This window comes from Sphingomonas endolithica, from assembly GCF_025231525.1.
Taxonomy (GTDB): Bacteria; Pseudomonadota; Alphaproteobacteria; order Sphingomonadales; family Sphingomonadaceae; genus Sphingomonas; species Sphingomonas endolithica.
The window spans coordinates 269,391-285,995 of sequence record NZ_CP103057.1 but is presented as its reverse complement, the minus strand read 5'-3'; the positions used below and the strand labels follow the sequence as shown (position 1 = coordinate 285,995).

At 65.0% G+C, this 16,605-nt stretch carries 11 protein-coding genes; 3 read left to right on the top strand and 8 right to left on the bottom strand.

Annotation, left to right across the window (positions count from 1 at the left end; all coding sequences use genetic code 11):
• Nucleotides 1–8: 8 nt before the first annotated feature.
• A complete protein-coding gene (locus NV382_RS01435) occupies nucleotides 9–1,247 on the top strand; it encodes a threonine ammonia-lyase (protein WP_260598777.1) in 1,239 nt (412 codons plus the stop codon).
• Nucleotides 1,248–1,360: 113 nt separating this feature from the next.
• The gene (locus NV382_RS01430; RefSeq protein WP_260598776.1) at nucleotides 1,361–2,140 is read left to right on the top strand and encodes an arginyltransferase; all 780 of its coding nucleotides are present in this window, start codon (nucleotides 1,361–1,363) and stop codon (nucleotides 2,138–2,140) included.
• 25 nt (nucleotides 2,141–2,165) lie between these two features.
• Here the strand turns inward: NV382_RS01430 and NV382_RS01425 are convergent, their stop codons facing one another.
• From NV382_RS01425 to NV382_RS01410, 4 genes are all read right to left on the bottom strand, one after another.
• Nucleotides 2,166–2,978: a transglutaminase family protein gene (locus NV382_RS01425; RefSeq protein ID WP_260598775.1), complete on the bottom strand. Its 813-nt coding sequence runs from the start codon at nucleotides 2,976–2,978 to the stop codon at nucleotides 2,166–2,168.
• On the bottom strand, nucleotides 2,978–3,913 hold the full coding sequence (locus NV382_RS01420; protein WP_260600267.1) for an alpha-E domain-containing protein: 936 nt from the start codon (nucleotides 3,911–3,913) through the stop codon (nucleotides 2,978–2,980). The genes NV382_RS01425 and NV382_RS01420 overlap by 1 nt, the downstream gene beginning before the upstream one ends.
• Nucleotides 3,914–3,929: 16 nt before the next feature.
• Nucleotides 3,930–5,429: a circularly permuted type 2 ATP-grasp protein gene (locus NV382_RS01415; protein WP_260598774.1), complete on the bottom strand. Its 1,500-nt coding sequence runs from the start codon at nucleotides 5,427–5,429 to the stop codon at nucleotides 3,930–3,932.
• A gap of 105 nt (nucleotides 5,430–5,534) precedes the next feature.
• The gene (locus tag NV382_RS01410; RefSeq protein ID WP_260600266.1) at nucleotides 5,535–7,559 is read right to left on the bottom strand and encodes a protein-disulfide reductase DsbD family protein; all 2,025 of its coding nucleotides are present in this window, start codon (nucleotides 7,557–7,559) and stop codon (nucleotides 5,535–5,537) included.
• Nucleotides 7,560–7,631: 72 nt separating this feature from the next.
• Here NV382_RS01410 and NV382_RS01405 point away from each other — a divergent pair, with 72 nt between their 5' ends.
• Nucleotides 7,632–9,302, top strand: coding sequence for an alkaline phosphatase family protein (locus tag NV382_RS01405; RefSeq protein ID WP_260598773.1), 1,671 nt, complete (start codon nucleotides 7,632–7,634; stop codon nucleotides 9,300–9,302).
• A 9-nt stretch (nucleotides 9,303–9,311) separates the two neighbouring features.
• Here the strand turns inward: NV382_RS01405 and NV382_RS01400 are convergent, their stop codons facing one another.
• The 4 genes from NV382_RS01400 to NV382_RS01385 form a co-directional block, all read right to left on the bottom strand.
• Nucleotides 9,312–10,244, bottom strand: coding sequence for a polysaccharide lyase domain-containing protein (locus tag NV382_RS01400; RefSeq protein ID WP_260598772.1), 933 nt, complete (start codon nucleotides 10,242–10,244; stop codon nucleotides 9,312–9,314).
• 185 nt (nucleotides 10,245–10,429) lie between these two features.
• Nucleotides 10,430–12,562: a LamG-like jellyroll fold domain-containing protein gene (locus NV382_RS01395; protein ID WP_260598771.1), complete on the bottom strand. Its 2,133-nt coding sequence runs from the start codon at nucleotides 12,560–12,562 to the stop codon at nucleotides 10,430–10,432.
• A 116-nt stretch (nucleotides 12,563–12,678) separates the two neighbouring features.
• A complete protein-coding gene (metH, locus tag NV382_RS01390) occupies nucleotides 12,679–15,372 on the bottom strand; it encodes a methionine synthase (RefSeq protein ID WP_260598770.1) in 2,694 nt (897 codons plus the stop codon).
• A 139-nt stretch (nucleotides 15,373–15,511) separates the two neighbouring features.
• Entirely contained in the window at nucleotides 15,512–16,558 is a 1,047-nt protein-coding gene (locus NV382_RS01385) for a homocysteine S-methyltransferase family protein (RefSeq protein ID WP_260598769.1), read from the bottom strand.
• Between the last annotated feature and the right edge of the window lie 47 nt (nucleotides 16,559–16,605).

The window sequence follows — 16,605 nt, the reverse complement described above, 5'->3', positions numbered from 1 at the left end:
CTTGATCTATGGCAAGTTATCCCCTCCCCACGCCGCCTCATGCTCCCGTGACCATCCAGGACATCCGCGACGCGCACGCGCGCATCGCCGATCAGATCGTCCGAACGCCGACCTTCATCAGCCGCACGCTCTCCGAACTTACCGGCGCGACGGTGTATCTGAAGTTCGAGAATCTGCAGTTCACCGCCGCCTACAAGGAGCGCGGCGCGCTCAACACGTTGTTGCAGCTGCCCCCCGGCACGCCGGGTGTCATCGCCGCATCGGCTGGCAATCATGCGCAAGGACTCGCCTATCACGCCAATCGGCTCGGCATCCCGGCGACGATCGTCATGCCCACCAACACACCGACCGTGAAGGTGACGCAGACCGAAGGCCATAAGGCGACGGTGGTGCTGTACGGCGAGACCTTCGATGCCGCTTATGCCCATGCCCGCGAACTGGAGGCGGTGAATGGCCTCACCTTCGTTCATCCCTTCGACGACGTTCGGGTGATCGCCGGCCAGGGCACGGTGGCGATCGAGATGCTCGAAGACGTCCCCGCGATCGATCTGCTGCTCACGCCGATCGGCGGCGGCGGGCTGATTTCCGGCATGGCCACCGTGGCGCGTGCGGCGGACAAGCCGATCGAAGTAATCGGCGTCGAGGCGGAGCTATTCCCCTCGATGTACAACCGCATCAACGGCACCGACATGCCCTGCGCGGGCGACACGCTGGCGGAGGGTATCGCGGTCAAGGAACCCGGCGGCATCACCTCGCTGATGGTCGCCGATCTGGTCGACGATATCGTGCTGGTAAGCGAACGAAGCCTGGAACAGGCGGTCAGCCTGCTACTGCAGATCGAGAAGACCGTGGTCGAAGGCGCCGGCGCCGCGGGCCTGGCGGCCTTGCTCCAGCATCCCGAAAGTTTCCGCGGCAAGACGGTGGGTGTCGTGCTGTGTGGCGGCAATATCGACACGCGGCTGCTCGCCAACGTCCTGCTGCGCGATCTCGCCCGTTCCGGCCGCCTGGCGCGCCTGCGCATCCGTCTGCAGGATCAGCCCGGCGCGCTGTTCAACGTGGCGCGCATCTTCGATCAGCAGCGCGTCAACATCATCGAAGTCTATCACCAGCGCGTGTTCACCACGCTGCCCGCCAAGGGGCTGATCACCGACATCGAATGCGAAACGCGAGATCGGGCGCATCTCGACCGCCTCACCGCAGCTCTGACCGAGGCGGGCTACGAAGCGAGCCCCGTCGAACTCGCCTAACGCGCGACCGCGTTAACGATCAATGATGGTAAACGACCTTTTCATCATTTTAAAAGCGACCCATAGATGTGAGCGGTCGGGTCAGCACCCGGTTCGCTTTTGGGAGTTCCGGCGTGACTGCGCCTTTTCGTTTTCCGCGCTTCTTCGTGACCAGCCCCTCGCCGTGCCCGTATCTGCCGGGCCGGCAGGAGCGAAAGGTTTTCACCGAACTTAACGGTCCCCACGCCGCCGAACTGAACGACGCACTGGGCCGGATCGGCTTTCGTCGCAGCCAGTCAGTGGCTTATCGTCCCAGTTGCGCGTCTTGCGTCGCGTGCGTGTCGGTACGAGTCGTGGCGTCGGAGTTCGTCGCCAATGCAACCCAGCGCAAATTGCTCAAGCGTCTCGGCGCGCTGGAGATTACCGCCTGCCGCCCCTGGGCGACGGACGAGCAGTTCCAGCTGCTGCGCGGCTATCTTGCCGCTCGCCACCCCGGCGGCGGCATGGCGGGAATGGACGAGGGCGACTATGCCGACATGGTCGAACATTCGCCAGTCAACAGCTTCATCGTCGAGTATCGCGAACCGGCGCAAGACGGCCGCCAGGGGCGTCTGATCGGTGCCTGCCTGACCGATCAGCAGGCGGATGGCCTGTCGATGATCTACAGCTTCTTCGATTCGGACGTTCCGGGTCTCGGCAACTTCATCATCATGGATCACATCCTGCGCGCGCGCGCCGTCGGTCTGCCGTATGTCTATCTCGGCTATTGGGTGAAGGGATCGCAGCGCATGGAGTACAAGACGCGCTACCGCCCGCTCGAAGTGCTTGGGCCACGGGGCTGGAGCCTGTTCCAGGACGAACCGGTGGCGGCCCCGATCAGCGTTCAGGCTGCACTGGAGAAGGAACTGGCCTGACGGCTCCTCCGGCAGCTGATCCACGTCACCCCTCGGTGGGCGCTACCGTGACGTCCACATCCATCTGCTCTCGGCCCTCGCCGAGCCGCGATCCGGCAACGGGCGCCGCGCCGGCGGCGTCGAGTGCCACCGCCACTCGCACATAGGCCTCGTCGGCCGATCGTCCCGCGCAGGGATCGAATGCAACCCAGCCGAGACGTTCGACATAGGCCTCGGCCCAGCCATGCGGCGCCGGGCGATGCTCGCCGCCAAAGGCATTCCGGCTATAACCCGAGACATAGCGCGCTGGCACGCCCAGCGACCGCGCGCCAGCGACGAAGATATGCGCCATATCGCGTGGCGTCGCCTTGTCGGCGGCGAACGCCGTTGCCGCGGTCTGCCCCGCCACCGGTCGCGCGCGATCCTCCTTGAAGCGCGCATGCAGCGCCAGGTTCAACCGATGCATCTGGTCGATCAGATCGCGGCCCCCCTCCACGGCGGCCGCGGCAAAATCGACAATCGCCGCGTCCGCCAGCGTCAGCGGTGTGGATCGCAGGTATAGTGCCGGTGGTAGCCCTTCGTGCGCGCCGTGCACCACGCCGTCGGTACTGTTGGTCAGCACCTCGCCCGTCACCTCGATCTCGATGCTGTCGATCGCGCCGGCGACGTATAGCATCGTCACCTTGTTGCCGAAGCCATCGCGCCCCGGGCGCAGCCGTGCGTCGCAATCGACGTGCAGGTTCCAGCTGGCCACCGTCTGGTCATCGGTATCCTCGGGCGTCAGGCGCAGCATCTGCGTCAGCCGGCCTTGCGGGGCGGAGAAGCGATACGTCGTGCGATGATCGATCGACAGCCGCATCAGCCGAACTTGAACTGGCGGCCGATCGCCGCGTGCAGCAGGTCGTTTTCGGCCAGGAAGGCGCGCAGATATTGATGCAGCCCGCTGACGATCACCTCGCCAGTGCGCGTCTTCCCCATCCGCGTGTTCCTGAGGCGCGCCATGCGGTCCGCTTCGCCGTGCAGCCCGGTACGCTTGGCAAGTAAGCTTAATATCTCCACTGTCTCCTCCACCGAAGCCGCCAAACTTCGCGGCAGTTCCTGGCGGGCGATCAGCAAGTCGATGACATTCGCCGGCCGCAGCCCTTCCGAATACAGCCAGCGATACGCGGTCACCGCGGATACCGTTTGGAGGATCGTGGTCCATTGGTCGCGATCGACCACCCCGCCGACGCGCTCACCCTCAGGAAGCAGCAGGTGATATTTTACGTCGAGCAGTCGCGCGGTGTTGTCCGCCCGCTCGACTGCCTGCCCGAGGCGAATGAACTGCGTCGTCTGGTTGCGCAGCATCTTGTGCACCGCCCCCTCGAACCCGCGCGCTTCCGTCTGCACCGTCTCGACCAACTTGAGCGTCGCCTGTGCTCCACCGGCACTCGCATGCCGATCGAAGATCAGCCAGGCGCAATTGACCGCTGTCCATGCCTCGCGCGTCAGCGCAGTGCGCACCGCGCGCGCATTGTTGCGCGCCATGTCCAGGCAGCGGACGATCGAGCCTGGATGGGTGCTGTCGGTGATCAGGAACCGCGCAACGTTTTGCTGGCTCACGCCCGCTCCCGTCGCCTCGAACGCCGCATCCGTCTCGGTCACGCGTAGCGCGCTGCGCCACGCCGCCTCGCCCGCCGGCCGCGGCGACAGCACATCGAGCCGAACGGTTGCCTCGACCAACCGCGCTACGAAATCCGCCCGCTCGATATAGCGCCCGAGCCAGTACAGCGACGATGCAGTCCGGGACAACATTAGCATGCCGGCGCCCTCACGATCCCTGCCCCTGCGTCATCGTGCCCATGGTTTGTGTCATCTGCCCAGGCTCCAGCCGCTGCGCCTGCCCTTCCATCAGCACGAAACTGTCCTTGGTGCCGCCGCCCTGGCTCGAATTGACCACCAGTGACCCTTCCTTGAGCGCCACGCGGGTCAAACCGCCTGGCACTACTTGCACGCCCTTCGATCCCGTCAGAACGAAGGGACGGAAATCGACGTGGCGCGGCGCCAGACCGGCATCGCACAAAGTCGGCACGGTCGACAGGGCGAGGGTCGGTTGCGCGATATAACGTTCGGGCTGGGCGATCAGCGCAGCTCGGAAGTCCTCGATCTCGCGAGAAGAAGCCGTCGGCCCGACCAGCATGCCGTAGCCGCCCGAGCCATCGACGAGCTTGACCACCAACTGCTCGAGATTATCGAGCACGTACCGCAGCGCCTGCGGTTCACGGCAGCGCCACGTCTCGACATTGGGGAGCTTGGCCTCGCCACCGGAATAGAATTTCACGATGTCGGGCATGTAGCTGTAGATCGCCTTGTCGTCGGCGATGCCATTGCCCGGCGCGTTGAGAAGCGCGACGTTGCCCGCGGCGTAAGCGGCAATCAGACCCGGCACGCCCAACGCCGAATCCGGCCGGAACACCAACGGATCGAGATAGTCGTCGTCGATCCGCCGGTAGATCACATCCACCCGAACCAGACCGCCGATCGTGCGCATCCATACCACATCATCGTCGACCAGCAGATCGGCCGCCTCGACCAATTCGATACCCATCGAATCTGCCAGGAAGCTGTGCTCGTAATAAGCCGAATTATAGTGGCCGGGTGTCAGGACCACGCACACCGGGTTCGACGCCCCATGCGGCGCCACCGACTTCATCGTTTCCAGCAACCGGTCCGGGTAGCTATCGACCGCTGCCACACGAAATTCGCGGAACAGTTCGGGGCACAGCCGCAGCATCGCCTCGCGGTTCTCCAGCATGTAGCTGACGCCGGAGGGCGTGCGGGCATTGTCTTCCAGCACGAAGAAGTCGTCAGGCCCGGTGCGCACCAGATCGATCCCGCAGATATGCGCCCAGATGCCGTGCGGCGGCCGCATGCCGGCGATCTCAGGCCGGAACTGCGCATTGCCGAAGATCAGATCCGGCGGCAGCACGCCCGCGTCGAGGATTTTCCTTGCGCCGTAAATATCGTCGAGAAACGCGTTGATCGCCTCGACACGCTGCACCAGTCCTTCGGACAGGCGCTGCCACTCATCGGCCAGGAAGATACGGGGCACGATATCGAACGGGATGATCCGCTCGCTCGCGTCGCTCTCCCCGTAAACGGCGAAGGTGATGCCCAACTGCCGGAACGTCGCTTCGGCGCTCTGCTGGCGGCGGCGGAGCTCCTGCGGCGGCGTATCTTCGATCCACCGCCCAAGCGGTGCGAGTTCCTTGCGCGGCACCATGCCGCCCCCAATCCCCATGATCTCGTCGAACGCGCGCTCTATCCCCATCTGTTTCGTAATGCCCCCATATCGCATGTGGTTCCATGCTGTGCCATATCGCTGCGCCGCACAAGCACCCGCGGCACCCAGGCTCCATTTGCCGGGCGCGCGCCGCTAGGAGCCAAGCTTCGCCAGCATTCCCGGCGTAAGAATCTGCGGCAGCACCTGTGGCATAGCGGCGCCGGGTGCATAGTATAAGTATAGCGGGACACCCGCGCGGTTGTGCGCCTCGATGAACCGGCCGAGCACCGGATCGCCATCAGTCCAGTCGCCGACCAGCACCGCAACCTTGTTCTTCGCAAACGCCGCCTGCGCGGTCTTGGTGTCGATCGCCGCTGCCTCGTTGACCTTGCACGTCACGCACCAATCGGCAGTGAAGTAGGCGAAGACCGGCCGCTTCTCGGCGCGCAGCGCGGCAAGCCGTGCTTCGCTGAACGCCTCGCTCCCCGCCATCTGCACCGGGCCAGCCGAAGCGCGCTGCATCAACATGGCGGCCGCAGTCGCCGTGACCGCCAGCGAGATTGCCGCAACCGGCCCGAAGCTCAGCCCCCGCCCCTGCCGGCGTCCCGCTACCCACAGACTCAGCCCGATCAATAGCGCCGCCCCGAGGCCGAGCGTCAACCCATCGACGCCGGCCTGCCGCCCCAGCACCCAGGCGAGCGCCAGTGCGGTCAGCCACATCGGCACGCTCAGCACATGGCGAAACGTCTCCATCCAGGCACCCGGCCTCGGCAAGCGCCCCCGCAACCTCGGGATGAAGCCCAAGGCCAGGAACGGCAAGGCCAGCCCCCACCCCAATCCGGCAAATACCGCCAGCGCCGCTGCCCAGGGCAGCACCAAAGCCGCGCCGAGTGCGGCCCCCATGAACGGCCCGGTGCATGGCGTCGCGACGAACGCCGCCAGTGCCCCGGTTGCGAAGGCGCCGCTTACCCCGCCACTGGCACCGACAAAGCGCGGCGTGGGGATCTCGAACAGTCCGGCAAGGTTGAGCGCCAGCCCGACCGTCAGCAACAATAGCAGCACGACCACGCGCGGATCCTGCAGCTGGAACGCCCAGCCGACGGCGGACCCGCCCGCGCGAAGCCCGAGAATCAATGCGCCCAGCGCCACGCACACCGCGATCACGCCACCCGCATAAGCGAGCGCCTCGCGCCGTGCCGCGGCCTCGTCCAGATGCCCACGCGCCAGGCTCAGCGCCTTGATGCTGAGGATCGGGAAGACGCAAGGCATGACGTTGAGGATCAACCCGCCGAGCATTGCCCCCCCGAACGCGATCAGGGCTGCCAGCCACATCTCGCCGAGGGGAGCGCCACGTGCGCTCGCCACGGTGCCGGGCAGTGCCGTCACCGACAATGCACGATCCGGCGCGATGCGCAGCACGCCATCCAATTGCTGGCCACCCGCCCTTGCCTTGGTCGCAATCAGCACGCGGTCGCCGTCGCGCGAGATCGTCTGCGGTGCGGCATTGTCGATCACCCCCGACGTCACCGGGAAGAAATAGCCGCCAGCCAGCGGCGCGGCCGCGGGATATGGCACCGCGATCGTCGCCACCCCGTCCGCCGCCTGCCAGGTCGCCTTCGTGTCCAGCGGCTTGGGTATCGCCTGCCGCCATGCATCGAACCGTTTCCGCACGCCCGGCGCGACATTGCCGTCACCAACCATTAGGTCGAGCGCCAGATCGGCATTCTCCGGCACGCACAACGCCTTGGTGCACACCAGATAGCTCATCTTGAGCCGCACCGGCAGCTTGGTCCCCGCCGCCAGTCCTGCCGGAATGGTCAACGTCACGAGGGGCGCATAGGGCTTCTCATAGACATAGTTCATCAGGCCCGCGATCAGCAGCGTGCCCGGCACCGGATAGGCCAGCACGCCCGCGATGACGCCCTTGGGCAGCGTCCAGGTCAGCGTCGCGGGAAATCCTGCATCGCCCGGATTGGACCAATAGCCATGCCAGTCGCGCTCGGGCCGGGTCTCGAGTGCCAGCGTGACGCGCGATCCTGCCGCCGGCTGTGGGCTTTCCGCCACCAGCCGGATCGCCAGATGCTGTGTGGCGCCCATCGACGGCTGCGGGTACGCCGCTGCCGACCCGGCCAGCATTATCGTCAGCAGCGTCACGATCGTGACCCATAAACCGCGCATCGGCATTCTTGTCCCTATCATCGCCCTCGCGCATAGCGGGGCGACAGTGGAATTGCACTCGAAGGAAATCCCATGAAATCCATGGCCGCCATCATCGCTCTGGCGCTTGCCGGAACGGCGCCAATCGTCCCCGCGTCCGTTGCGGCGCAGGGCGCGCCACGAACGCTACCGGTACCGACCGCACCGGGTACGCCAAAGGGACCGCCCAAGCTGATCGTCGTCGTATCGGTCGATCAATTCTCCGCCGATCTGTTTGGCGAATACCGCGCCAGCTATAGCGACGGCCTTGCCCGCCTGCTGAAGGGCGGCGTGTTTCCCTCGGGCTTCCAGAGCCATGCCGCCACCGAAACCTGCCCCGGTCATTCGACCATCACCAGCGGCTATCGCCCGGCCCATACCGGCATCATCGCTAATAACTGGATCGACCAGGCGGCACTCCGCGCCGAAAAGACGGTATATTGCGCCGAGGACGAGACCGTCCCCGGCAGCACTTCATCCAATTACACCGTGTCCGACAAGCATCTGAAGGTGCCGACGCTCGGCGAGCGCATGAAGGCGGCCGACCCGCGCACGCGGGTCGTGTCGGTAGCGGGCAAGGACCGCGCGGCAGTGATGATGGGCGGCCACAAGGTCGACGAACTATGGTGGTGGAACGGCAAGGCCTTTGTCAGCTATGCCGGTCGCACGGAGCCTGCGGTCGTCGCGCGCGCGAACACCACCGTCGCTGCGCTCGTGGCCCGAGCGCAAGCACCGCTGGCGGTCACCGCCAACTGCATGGCACGCGACAAGGCAGTCGCACTCGGCGGGGGCAAGAGTGTCGGCACCGGCCATTTCGAACGCGCCGCCGGTAATGCGAGCGCGTTCCGCGCAAACCCAGCTTTCGATGCCGCGATCTTGGCGCTCGCCGCCGGCTTGGTACAGGACATGAAGCTCGGCCAAGGCCCCGCCACGGACATCATCACCGTCGGCGCATCGGCAACCGATTATATCGGACACACCTACGGCACCGAGGGCGCCGAGATGTGCCTGCAGATGGGTGAGCTCGATCGCAATCTCGGCGGCTTCTTCGCCGTGCTCGATGCGACCGGCGTGGATTACGAGGTCGTGCTGACCGCTGACCATGGCGGCAACGACATCCCCGAACGCGAAGTGCTGTCTAACATCCCCGAGGCGCAGCGCGCTGCGCCCGTGCTGGCACCTGCGGCCATGGGCAAGGCGATCGCCGACAAGCTCGGTATCGCCGCGCCCCTGCTGTTCGGCGACATTCCCAATGGCGACGTCTGGCTATCCACTGCGCTCACCCCGGCACAACGCAAGGCCGTGCTCGCAGAGGCAGTCGCCCGCTACAAGGCAATGCCGCAGGTCGCCGCCGTGCTCACCGCTTCGGACATCAAGGCGACTCCGATGCCCAAGGGTCCGCCGGCGGCATGGACGCTCGCCGAGCGCGCGCGTGCCTCGTTCGATCCCACGCGCTCGGGCGACCTGCTGGTGTTCCTCAAGCCGCGCGTTACGCCGATCCCCAATGCCGCCGGCGGCTATGTCGCCACGCATGGGTCGCCCTACGATTATGACCGTCGCGTGCCGATCCTGTTCTGGCGCGCAGGGATGACGGGCTTCGAGCATCCGGGTGGCGTCGAGACCGTCGACATCGCGCCAACGCTTGCGCGCACGATCGGGCTCAAGCTGCGCGGCGTGGATGGCCGCTGCCTGGATCTCACCGCAGGCGGCGCTTCCTGCAGGTAAGGTGCCGGCTCAGCGCGTCTCGAACGCCCTGATGCCGGCACCCAGCCGGTTGGCGCCGAGCGCCAACCGGTCGCGGCCATAGTTGGCGACGAACACGGGGCTGCGGGTCTCGCCGGGTGCCAGGCCGGCGGTATTTGCCTCGACCCTGAGCCCGGTCGAGGGGTATTTCCGCTGCTCCGCCGCGACCACGACGAAGCCGGTCCAGTTCTCCTTGTTGCGGCCCTGCACCATCGTGTTGCGCGCGATCACCCCGGTGCCACCTTCGGGCAGGTCGATCATGTAATTGGTTTTCTTGCCGCCGGTATCGTCGAAGCTGTTGTCGGTGATCGACACGTTGGGCACGCGCAGCTTGACGTAATGCCCGCCGGTGCCGCGCTCGAAGCGCGAATTGGTGATCGTCACCGATCCCTGATTGGCGAGGTAGATCGAATGCGCACAATCAACCGTCTCGTCGCACTGCCCCAGGCCTGAAAAGGTCGACCGGTCGATCACGATCCGCTGCCCGGTCGGCTCGCCGCCCAGAATTCCCTCCTGGCTGTCGAGGAACATCGAATTGCGCACTGTGAGGTTACCCATCTCGGTACGGATGCCGGCGCCATTTCCGTCATCTACTCGCATGCCGCGGAACACCAGTCCGTCGACAATCGATTCCTGCCCGCGCAGCACGAACGCTGCCTTGCCCTCGCAGGTCTCGCCTTCGAAGATCGCCGTCCCCGGCTGCACCGCCTTGAACGTGATCCGGCCGCCGGCCTGAATGGTGCATTGGTGGTAGGTGCCCGGCGCGATCAGGATCGTCGCCGTACCCATGCGCACCGCGCCCACCGCATCGTCGATCGTGTTGAAGCCCTGCCCCGTCTCGGCAATGACGAACGGCGCGCGCGCCTGCTGGGCGGCGGCGGGGACGGTCAGCGCAAGAGCGAGTGCAGCAAGAGATAGACGCATGCGGAGAACTCCTTCCCCTCCGGTCTGGAGTGACGGGCGCAGCGTCGGAAGAGGAAAAGCCGGTTAACGGCGACGATCGGGCCACCGGGGGGTTACCGGCGGACCCGGTCGTTTCAAAAAGACACGCTTTGTCGGCGCTATAGGAAGGTAGCTGGGGAGCGGGCCGTCGCCCGCTCCCCGCCTCCTCACTTCGGTGCGCGCGCCGTCAGCCACTGTGCCGGCAACAGCGGCTTGGGCACGATGCGGATTTCGCCGATCGCCCCCAGGAAACCGCCGCCCGGGCTGGCCAGGTTCGAGGCGCCTGCACCGACGACCCACGGCAGGCCATTGTTCGGCAGGCCGACGGCGTCCACGGCGTTTCGCAAGACCGGAGCACCCTCGATATACATCGTGATCGTCTTGGCCACAGGATCGTTGACGAATGCGAGATGCATCCAGCGATCGACGATGATTTCGCCCGACCAAGCGGTCCGCGACCGTACCGGGCCGGCGGCGGTAAACGAAGGCACTTCCCACTGGATCTCGCGCAGGTTGGACACGGCAAACTGGATCGGCGGCGAGTCTCCATAGCTGCCAGACCAGCCCGGAATGGCGTCGCGGCGGCCGCCGCGCGTCATCACGTTCATCCAGGCATTGTTCGTCGCCGTCCAATCCTTGGCGATCTTGACGAACGCTTCGATCGTATAGCCCTGCTCGAACGCATCGTCGTTCATCTGCGCGGCGACGTCGGTCAGGAAGTAGCTTAGCCGTGGCGCATTGCTCGTGTTGGAGAACACCACCGATCCCGGCGCGGCCGACAGGTAATGGTGATCGTCGCTCCACGTCAGGTCCGACGCCTGCGCTGTGTTGGTCGCCGGCACATTGAGCGCCGCGCGCTTCAACGGATTATTACCGCCCGAAGCATCGGCGATCACCTGGCCGACCGGCACGGCGGCGCCATTGGTGCCGCCATAGAAGCGCCAGTGCGCCGTCGTACCGGCGATCTTGACATAATCCTCCGCGCTGGCGGCCGGCGCGGCCGGCGGCACGGGGACCGCCGTGAAGCCGTCCATGATCATCTTGGTCGTCGCCGCGGTGAGCGACAGGTTCGACGCTGCCGCCGCCTTGAAGGTCGGGGCGAACCGCTTGAAGCGCTCGGCAAAGTTCATGCTGACGGTGAACTGGTGATTGTCCTCGGTCAGCATGGCCTGGTCGAACGCGTTCAGCGTGTCCTTGGGCTTCTGCGGCACCCAGGGCGAGAAGGACAGAGCGTGGATCTTGTTGTTGGTCAAATCGAATTCGTAGAAGCGCATCAGGCCGTTGCCGCCCTGATAGGCCATCTGGTAATCGACCACCATCTCGAGCACATCGTTGCCGAAATCGTTCTTCTTGGTCAGCCGCGACGAACCGTGGATATGGCCGTTGAGCGTCATGAAGATCTGATCGTTGGTGCGGATCAGATTTTCCCACAGCATCTTGCCATAGTCGCCCTCGAGTGGGCTGACTGCGTCATTGGCGATCCCGAGCAATTCGTGATTGACCAGGATGCACGGCAGCGTCGGATTGGCGTTGAGCACGTTCTGCGCCCAGATGATCCCGGCCTTCGACGTGCGCCACGACATAGCGAGGACGAGGAACTTCTGCCCCTCGGCCTCGAACGTGTGATATTCGTGGAAGCCGCTGCGATGGCGCCCACCGAACGTCTTCTGGCGCGCCGCGCGCTCGGTCGGAAACCATTTCAGATACGGCTCGTCGGCGAGATTACGATCGGCATCGGTGCCGACATCCGGACGTGCCGAATCGTAGCCTGCATCGGAGCGGACGTCGTGGTTACCGGCGACCACCGAATACGGCAGCTTCGCGTCTTCCAGCACCTTCATCGCGGTGTCGGCGACCTTCCACTGTTCCTCGACGCCGACCTGGTCGACGACGTCGCCGACATGGATGACGAACGGGATTTTGAGCGCCGCGGCGTTCTTGGCCAGCCACTGCGTCTGGGCGAGATAGGGTTCGCTGCCATAGAGGCGCTTGAACTGGTTCCCGGTGCCTTCGGTGGCGTAGCGCGAATAGAATTGCGTGTCGGGCAGCACGGCAAGGCCGAAGCTCGACACCTGCACCGAGGCGGCCGGGGTCGGCGTGGGGGTCGGGCTGGGGGTCGGCGTCGGCAGCGGGTCGTCATCGTTGCCGCACGCGGCGAGCACGCCGGTCATGCTCATGGCGGACAGCAGCGAGCCCCACTTCATGATGTTACGGCGGCTGTGCTGCGCGGCGGCGAACTGATCGATCGGCGACGCCGTCGGATCAATATCGCCGCGCACGTCTTCTGGCTTGTCACTCATGGTCACGACCCTCTTGTGGTGAACCCGCGCCCTATCTCCGGCCCGTGACAAAGATGCTCAACCACAATGACAGTGCGGTCATTTGTTAGTTATACTTATATGACAATTGCTGCGGCTCAGTCGAGATTGGGCCTCAGCCAGCGTTGCGCGGTTGGCAGATCGACGCCCCGCCTCTCGGCATAATCCTGCACCTGATCGGGGCCGACACGCGCCACACCGAAATATTCCGCCTGGGGATGCCCGAAATAGAAGCCGCTGACTGCTGCCGTCGGCAGCATGGCAAAGCTGTCGGTCAGCGTGATCCCGGTGGCGTCGGTAGCCCCCAGCAAGTCGAACAACATCGGCTTCTCGCTGTGGTCCGGGCAAGCTGGATAGCCCGGCGCCGGGCGGATGCCGCGATATTGCTCGCGGATCAGCGCCTCGTTGGTGAGTTGCTCGCCCTCAGCATAGCCCCACAAGGTGGTGCGGACATGTTGGTGCAGCCGCTCGGCAAACGCCTCGGCCAGGCGATCTGCCAGTGCCTTGAGCAGGATGTCCTGATAATCGTCATGCTGCGCCTTGAAGCGGCTGAGATGCTCTTCGATGCCATGCCCGGCAGTGACCGCAAAGCCGCCGATCCAGTCGCCCTGCGGATCGATGAAGTCGGCGAGACACATGTTCGCCCGCCCTTCGCGCTTGGCGACCTGCTGGCGCAGGAACGGCATACGCACCGTTTCCCGGCTAGCGGGATCAAGCGAAGGAATGCGAAGATCGGCGGGGAACGACGCACCGTCGGGGCTTCGATGGCTTTCCGACGGGTTGGTGTAGATGAACACGTCATCCCCATCGCGGTGACAAGGCCACAATCCAGCCACGCCCTTGGCCGTCAGCCACTTCTCCGCAATGATCTGGTCGAGCATCTTGTGCGCATCCGCAAACAGCGACGTCGCACTTTCCCCCACCACCTCATCGGTCAAAATCGCAGGATAATTGCCCGCCAACTCCCAGGCGCGGAAGAACGGCGTCCAGTCGATGATCTCGCGCAGGTCGGCCAGGTCCCAATCGTCGAACACATGCACGCCGGGCTGTTTTGGCGCTGGCGGCTTGATCGCCATGTCGGCTGGGAAAGCATTGGCGCGCGCCTCGGCGATCGGGACGAGCGCGCTTTGCCCCTTGTTGGCGCGCGCGAGGCGCACTGCCTCGTAATCGTCCGCGGTCTTCTGCACGAACTCGTCGCGGATCGTATCGCTGACCAAGGTCGAAGCGACGCCGACGGCGCGGCTCGCGTCGAGCACGTGGACCACCGGACCATCATAGGCCGGCGCGATGCGCAGCGCCGTATGCACTTTGGACGTCGTCGCGCCGCCGATCAGCAGCGGCATGGTCATGCCGGCGCGCTTCATCTCCTCGGCGACGGTGACCATCTCGTCGAGGCTCGGCGTGATCAGCCCGGAGAGCCCGATCATGTCGGCGTCATTCTCGTTCGCCGCCTTGAGGATATCGCTCCACGGCACCATCACGCCCATGTCGACCACGTCGAAGCCGTTGCACTGCAGGACGACGCCGACGATGTTCTTGCCGATATCATGCACGTCGCCCTTGACGGTCGCCATGATGATCTTGCCCTTGCCGCGCGCGCCGGGCTCTTTGGCCGCTTCGATGAACGGCAACAGATGCGCGACCGCCTTCTTCATCACGCGCGCGCTCTTCACCACCTGCGGCAGGAACATCTTGCCCGAGCCGAACAGGTCGCCGACCACGTTCATCCCGTCCATCAGCGGCCCCTCGATCACCTCGATCGGCCGCGCGAATTGCTGGCGGCATTCCTCGGTATCGTCGACGACATGCGCGTCGATGCCCTTGACCAGCGCATATTCCAGCCGCTTGGTCACCGGCAGCGAGCGCCACTCCGCCGCCGCCTTCTCCGCCACCGCATCGGTGCCGCGAAACCGCTCGGCGATCGCGATCAATCGCTCCGTCGGCGTCTCGTCGGGTTTGCGCTGCGGCCGGTTGAGGATGACGTCCTCACACGCTTCGCGCAGTTCTGGATTGATATCGTCGTAGATATCCAGCTGCCCGGCATTGACGATCGCCATGTCGAGCCCGGCGGGAATGGCGTAATACAGGAACACCGAGTGCATCGCGCGGCGCACCGGCTCGTTGCCGCGGAACGAGAAGCTGAGGTTGGACAGGCCGCCCGAGAAATGGACGTGCGGGCAACGCTGCCGGATCTCGCGCACCGCCTCGATGAAGTCGACGCCGTAATTGTTATGCTCTTCGATGCCGGTGGCGACCGCGAACACATTGGCGTCGAAGATGATGTCCTCGGGCGGGAAGCCGATCCCCATCAGCACGTTGTAGGCGCGCTCGCAAATCTCGATCTTCCGCGCCTGCGTGTCGGCCTGCCCGGCCTCGTCGAACGCCATGACGACGACGGCGGCGCCGTACTGCATGCACTTTCGCGCTTCGTAGAGGAACTTCTCCTCGCCCTCCTTCATGCTGATCGAATTGACGATCGGCTTGCCCGAGACGCATTTCAGCCCCGCCTCGATCACCGACCATTTCGAGCTGTCGACCATGAACGGGATGCGCGCGATATCCGGTTCCGCGGCGATTAACTTGAGGAACGTGGTCATGGCGTATTCGGCGTCGAGCAGCCCCTCGTCCATATTGACGTCGAGCACCTGCGCGCCGGATTGGACCTGCTGGCGCGCGACTTCCACCGCCGCAGGGTAATCCCCCGCCATGATCAGCTTCTTGAAGCGCGCCGAGCCGGTGACGTTGGTGCGCTCGCCGATATTGACGAAATTGGTGGCGGAAATGGTGGTCATGGTAACTTTCTTCTCCCTCTCCCCTGCGGGGAGAGGGTCGGGGAGAGGGGCAGTACGGAGAGGTGACGCTTGCGACTGCCCCTCTCCCGCGCTTCGCTTCACTCGCTTGCCCTCTCCCCGGAGGGGAGAGGGAGATAGGTCAAGCCGCCATCGTCATCGGCTCCAGCCCGGCCAGCCGTGTCTTCACCGGCGGCACAGGTACCACCCGCGCCGGAAGCCCCTGCACCGCCTTGGCCATCGCCGCAATATGCGCCGGCGTAGACCCACAGCAGCCGCCCAGCACATTGACCTGCGCATTGGCCGCCCATTCGCGCACCAGACCCGCGGTGGTCGAGGGCTGCTCGTCATATTCTCCCAGTTCGTTGGGCAGGCCGGCATTGGGATAGACCATGATCAGCGTGTCGCAGATGTTCGACAGGGTGCGTACGTGCGGCCGCAACTGCTCCGCGCCGAACGAGCAATTCAGCCCGATCGTAATCGGCCGCGCATGCCGCACGGCATGCCAGAACGCTTCCACCGTATGCCCGGAAAGGTTGCGTCCGCTGAGATCGGTCAGCGTCATAGACAGCATGATCGGCACCTCACGACCCAGCGCGTCCGCTGCTTCCAATGCGGCCATGATCCCGGCCTTGGCGTTCAGCGTGTCGAACACCGTCTCGATCAGGATGAAATCCACCCCGCCTTCGAGCAGCGCATCGATCTGCTCGCGGTACACGTCCTTCAGGTAATCGAAGGTGATCTCTCGGAAGCCGGGATCGTTAACGTCCGGGGATAGCGACAGCGTCTTGTTGGTTGGCCCGATTGCGCCTGCAACGAAGCGTGGCCGGCCGTCCTTAGCGGCATAGTCGTCCGCCAGCCGCCGCGCGATCTGCGCTGAGGCAAGGTTGATCTCGCGCACCAGATGCTCGGCGGCATAATCCGCCTGGCTGATCAGGTTCGCGCTGAACGTGTTGGTCGAGACGATATCCGATCCCGCGTCGAGATATTCGCGCGTGATCGTCTCCGGCACCTCGGGCTTGGTCAGCGCGAGGATGTCGTTATTGCCCTTTTGGTCCTTGAACAGGCCAAGATCGCCGGCATAATCGGCTTCATCGAGCTTCCAGTTCTGGATCTCGGTGCCGAACGCGCCATCGGTGATGAGGACGCGCTTGGCGGCTTCGGCCAGGAATGTTTCGCGGATCGTCATAACTTCTGTTCCCTTGTGCCCCCGCGAAGGCGGGGGCCCAGTCTGGG

What these genes read in the sequence shown, in the direction of transcription:
- metH (WP_260598770.1), bottom strand. Translation starts at nt 15,372, where the DNA reads ATGACCACCATTTCCGCCACCAATTTCGTCAATATCGGCGAGCGCACC.
- NV382_RS01395 (WP_260598771.1), bottom strand. Translation starts at nt 12,562, where the DNA reads ATGAGTGACAAGCCAGAAGACGTGCGCGGCGATATTGATCCGACGGCG.
- NV382_RS01410 (WP_260600266.1), bottom strand. Translation starts at nt 7,559, where the DNA reads ATGCGCGGTTTATGGGTCACGATCGTGACGCTGCTGACGATAATGCTG.
- NV382_RS01425 (WP_260598775.1), bottom strand. Translation starts at nt 2,978, where the DNA reads ATGCGGCTGTCGATCGATCATCGCACGACGTATCGCTTCTCCGCCCCG.
- NV382_RS01400 (WP_260598772.1), bottom strand. Translation starts at nt 10,244, where the DNA reads ATGCGTCTATCTCTTGCTGCACTCGCTCTTGCGCTGACCGTCCCCGCC.
- NV382_RS01385 (WP_260598769.1), bottom strand. Translation starts at nt 16,558, where the DNA reads ATGACGATCCGCGAAACATTCCTGGCCGAAGCCGCCAAGCGCGTCCTC.
- NV382_RS01415 (WP_260598774.1), bottom strand. Translation starts at nt 5,429, where the DNA reads ATGGGGATAGAGCGCGCGTTCGACGAGATCATGGGGATTGGGGGCGGC.
- NV382_RS01435 (WP_260598777.1), top strand. Translation starts at nt 9, where the DNA reads ATGGCAAGTTATCCCCTCCCCACGCCGCCTCATGCTCCCGTGACCATC.
- NV382_RS01405 (WP_260598773.1), top strand. Translation starts at nt 7,632, where the DNA reads ATGAAATCCATGGCCGCCATCATCGCTCTGGCGCTTGCCGGAACGGCG.
- NV382_RS01420 (WP_260600267.1), bottom strand. Translation starts at nt 3,913, where the DNA reads ATGTTGTCCCGGACTGCATCGTCGCTGTACTGGCTCGGGCGCTATATC.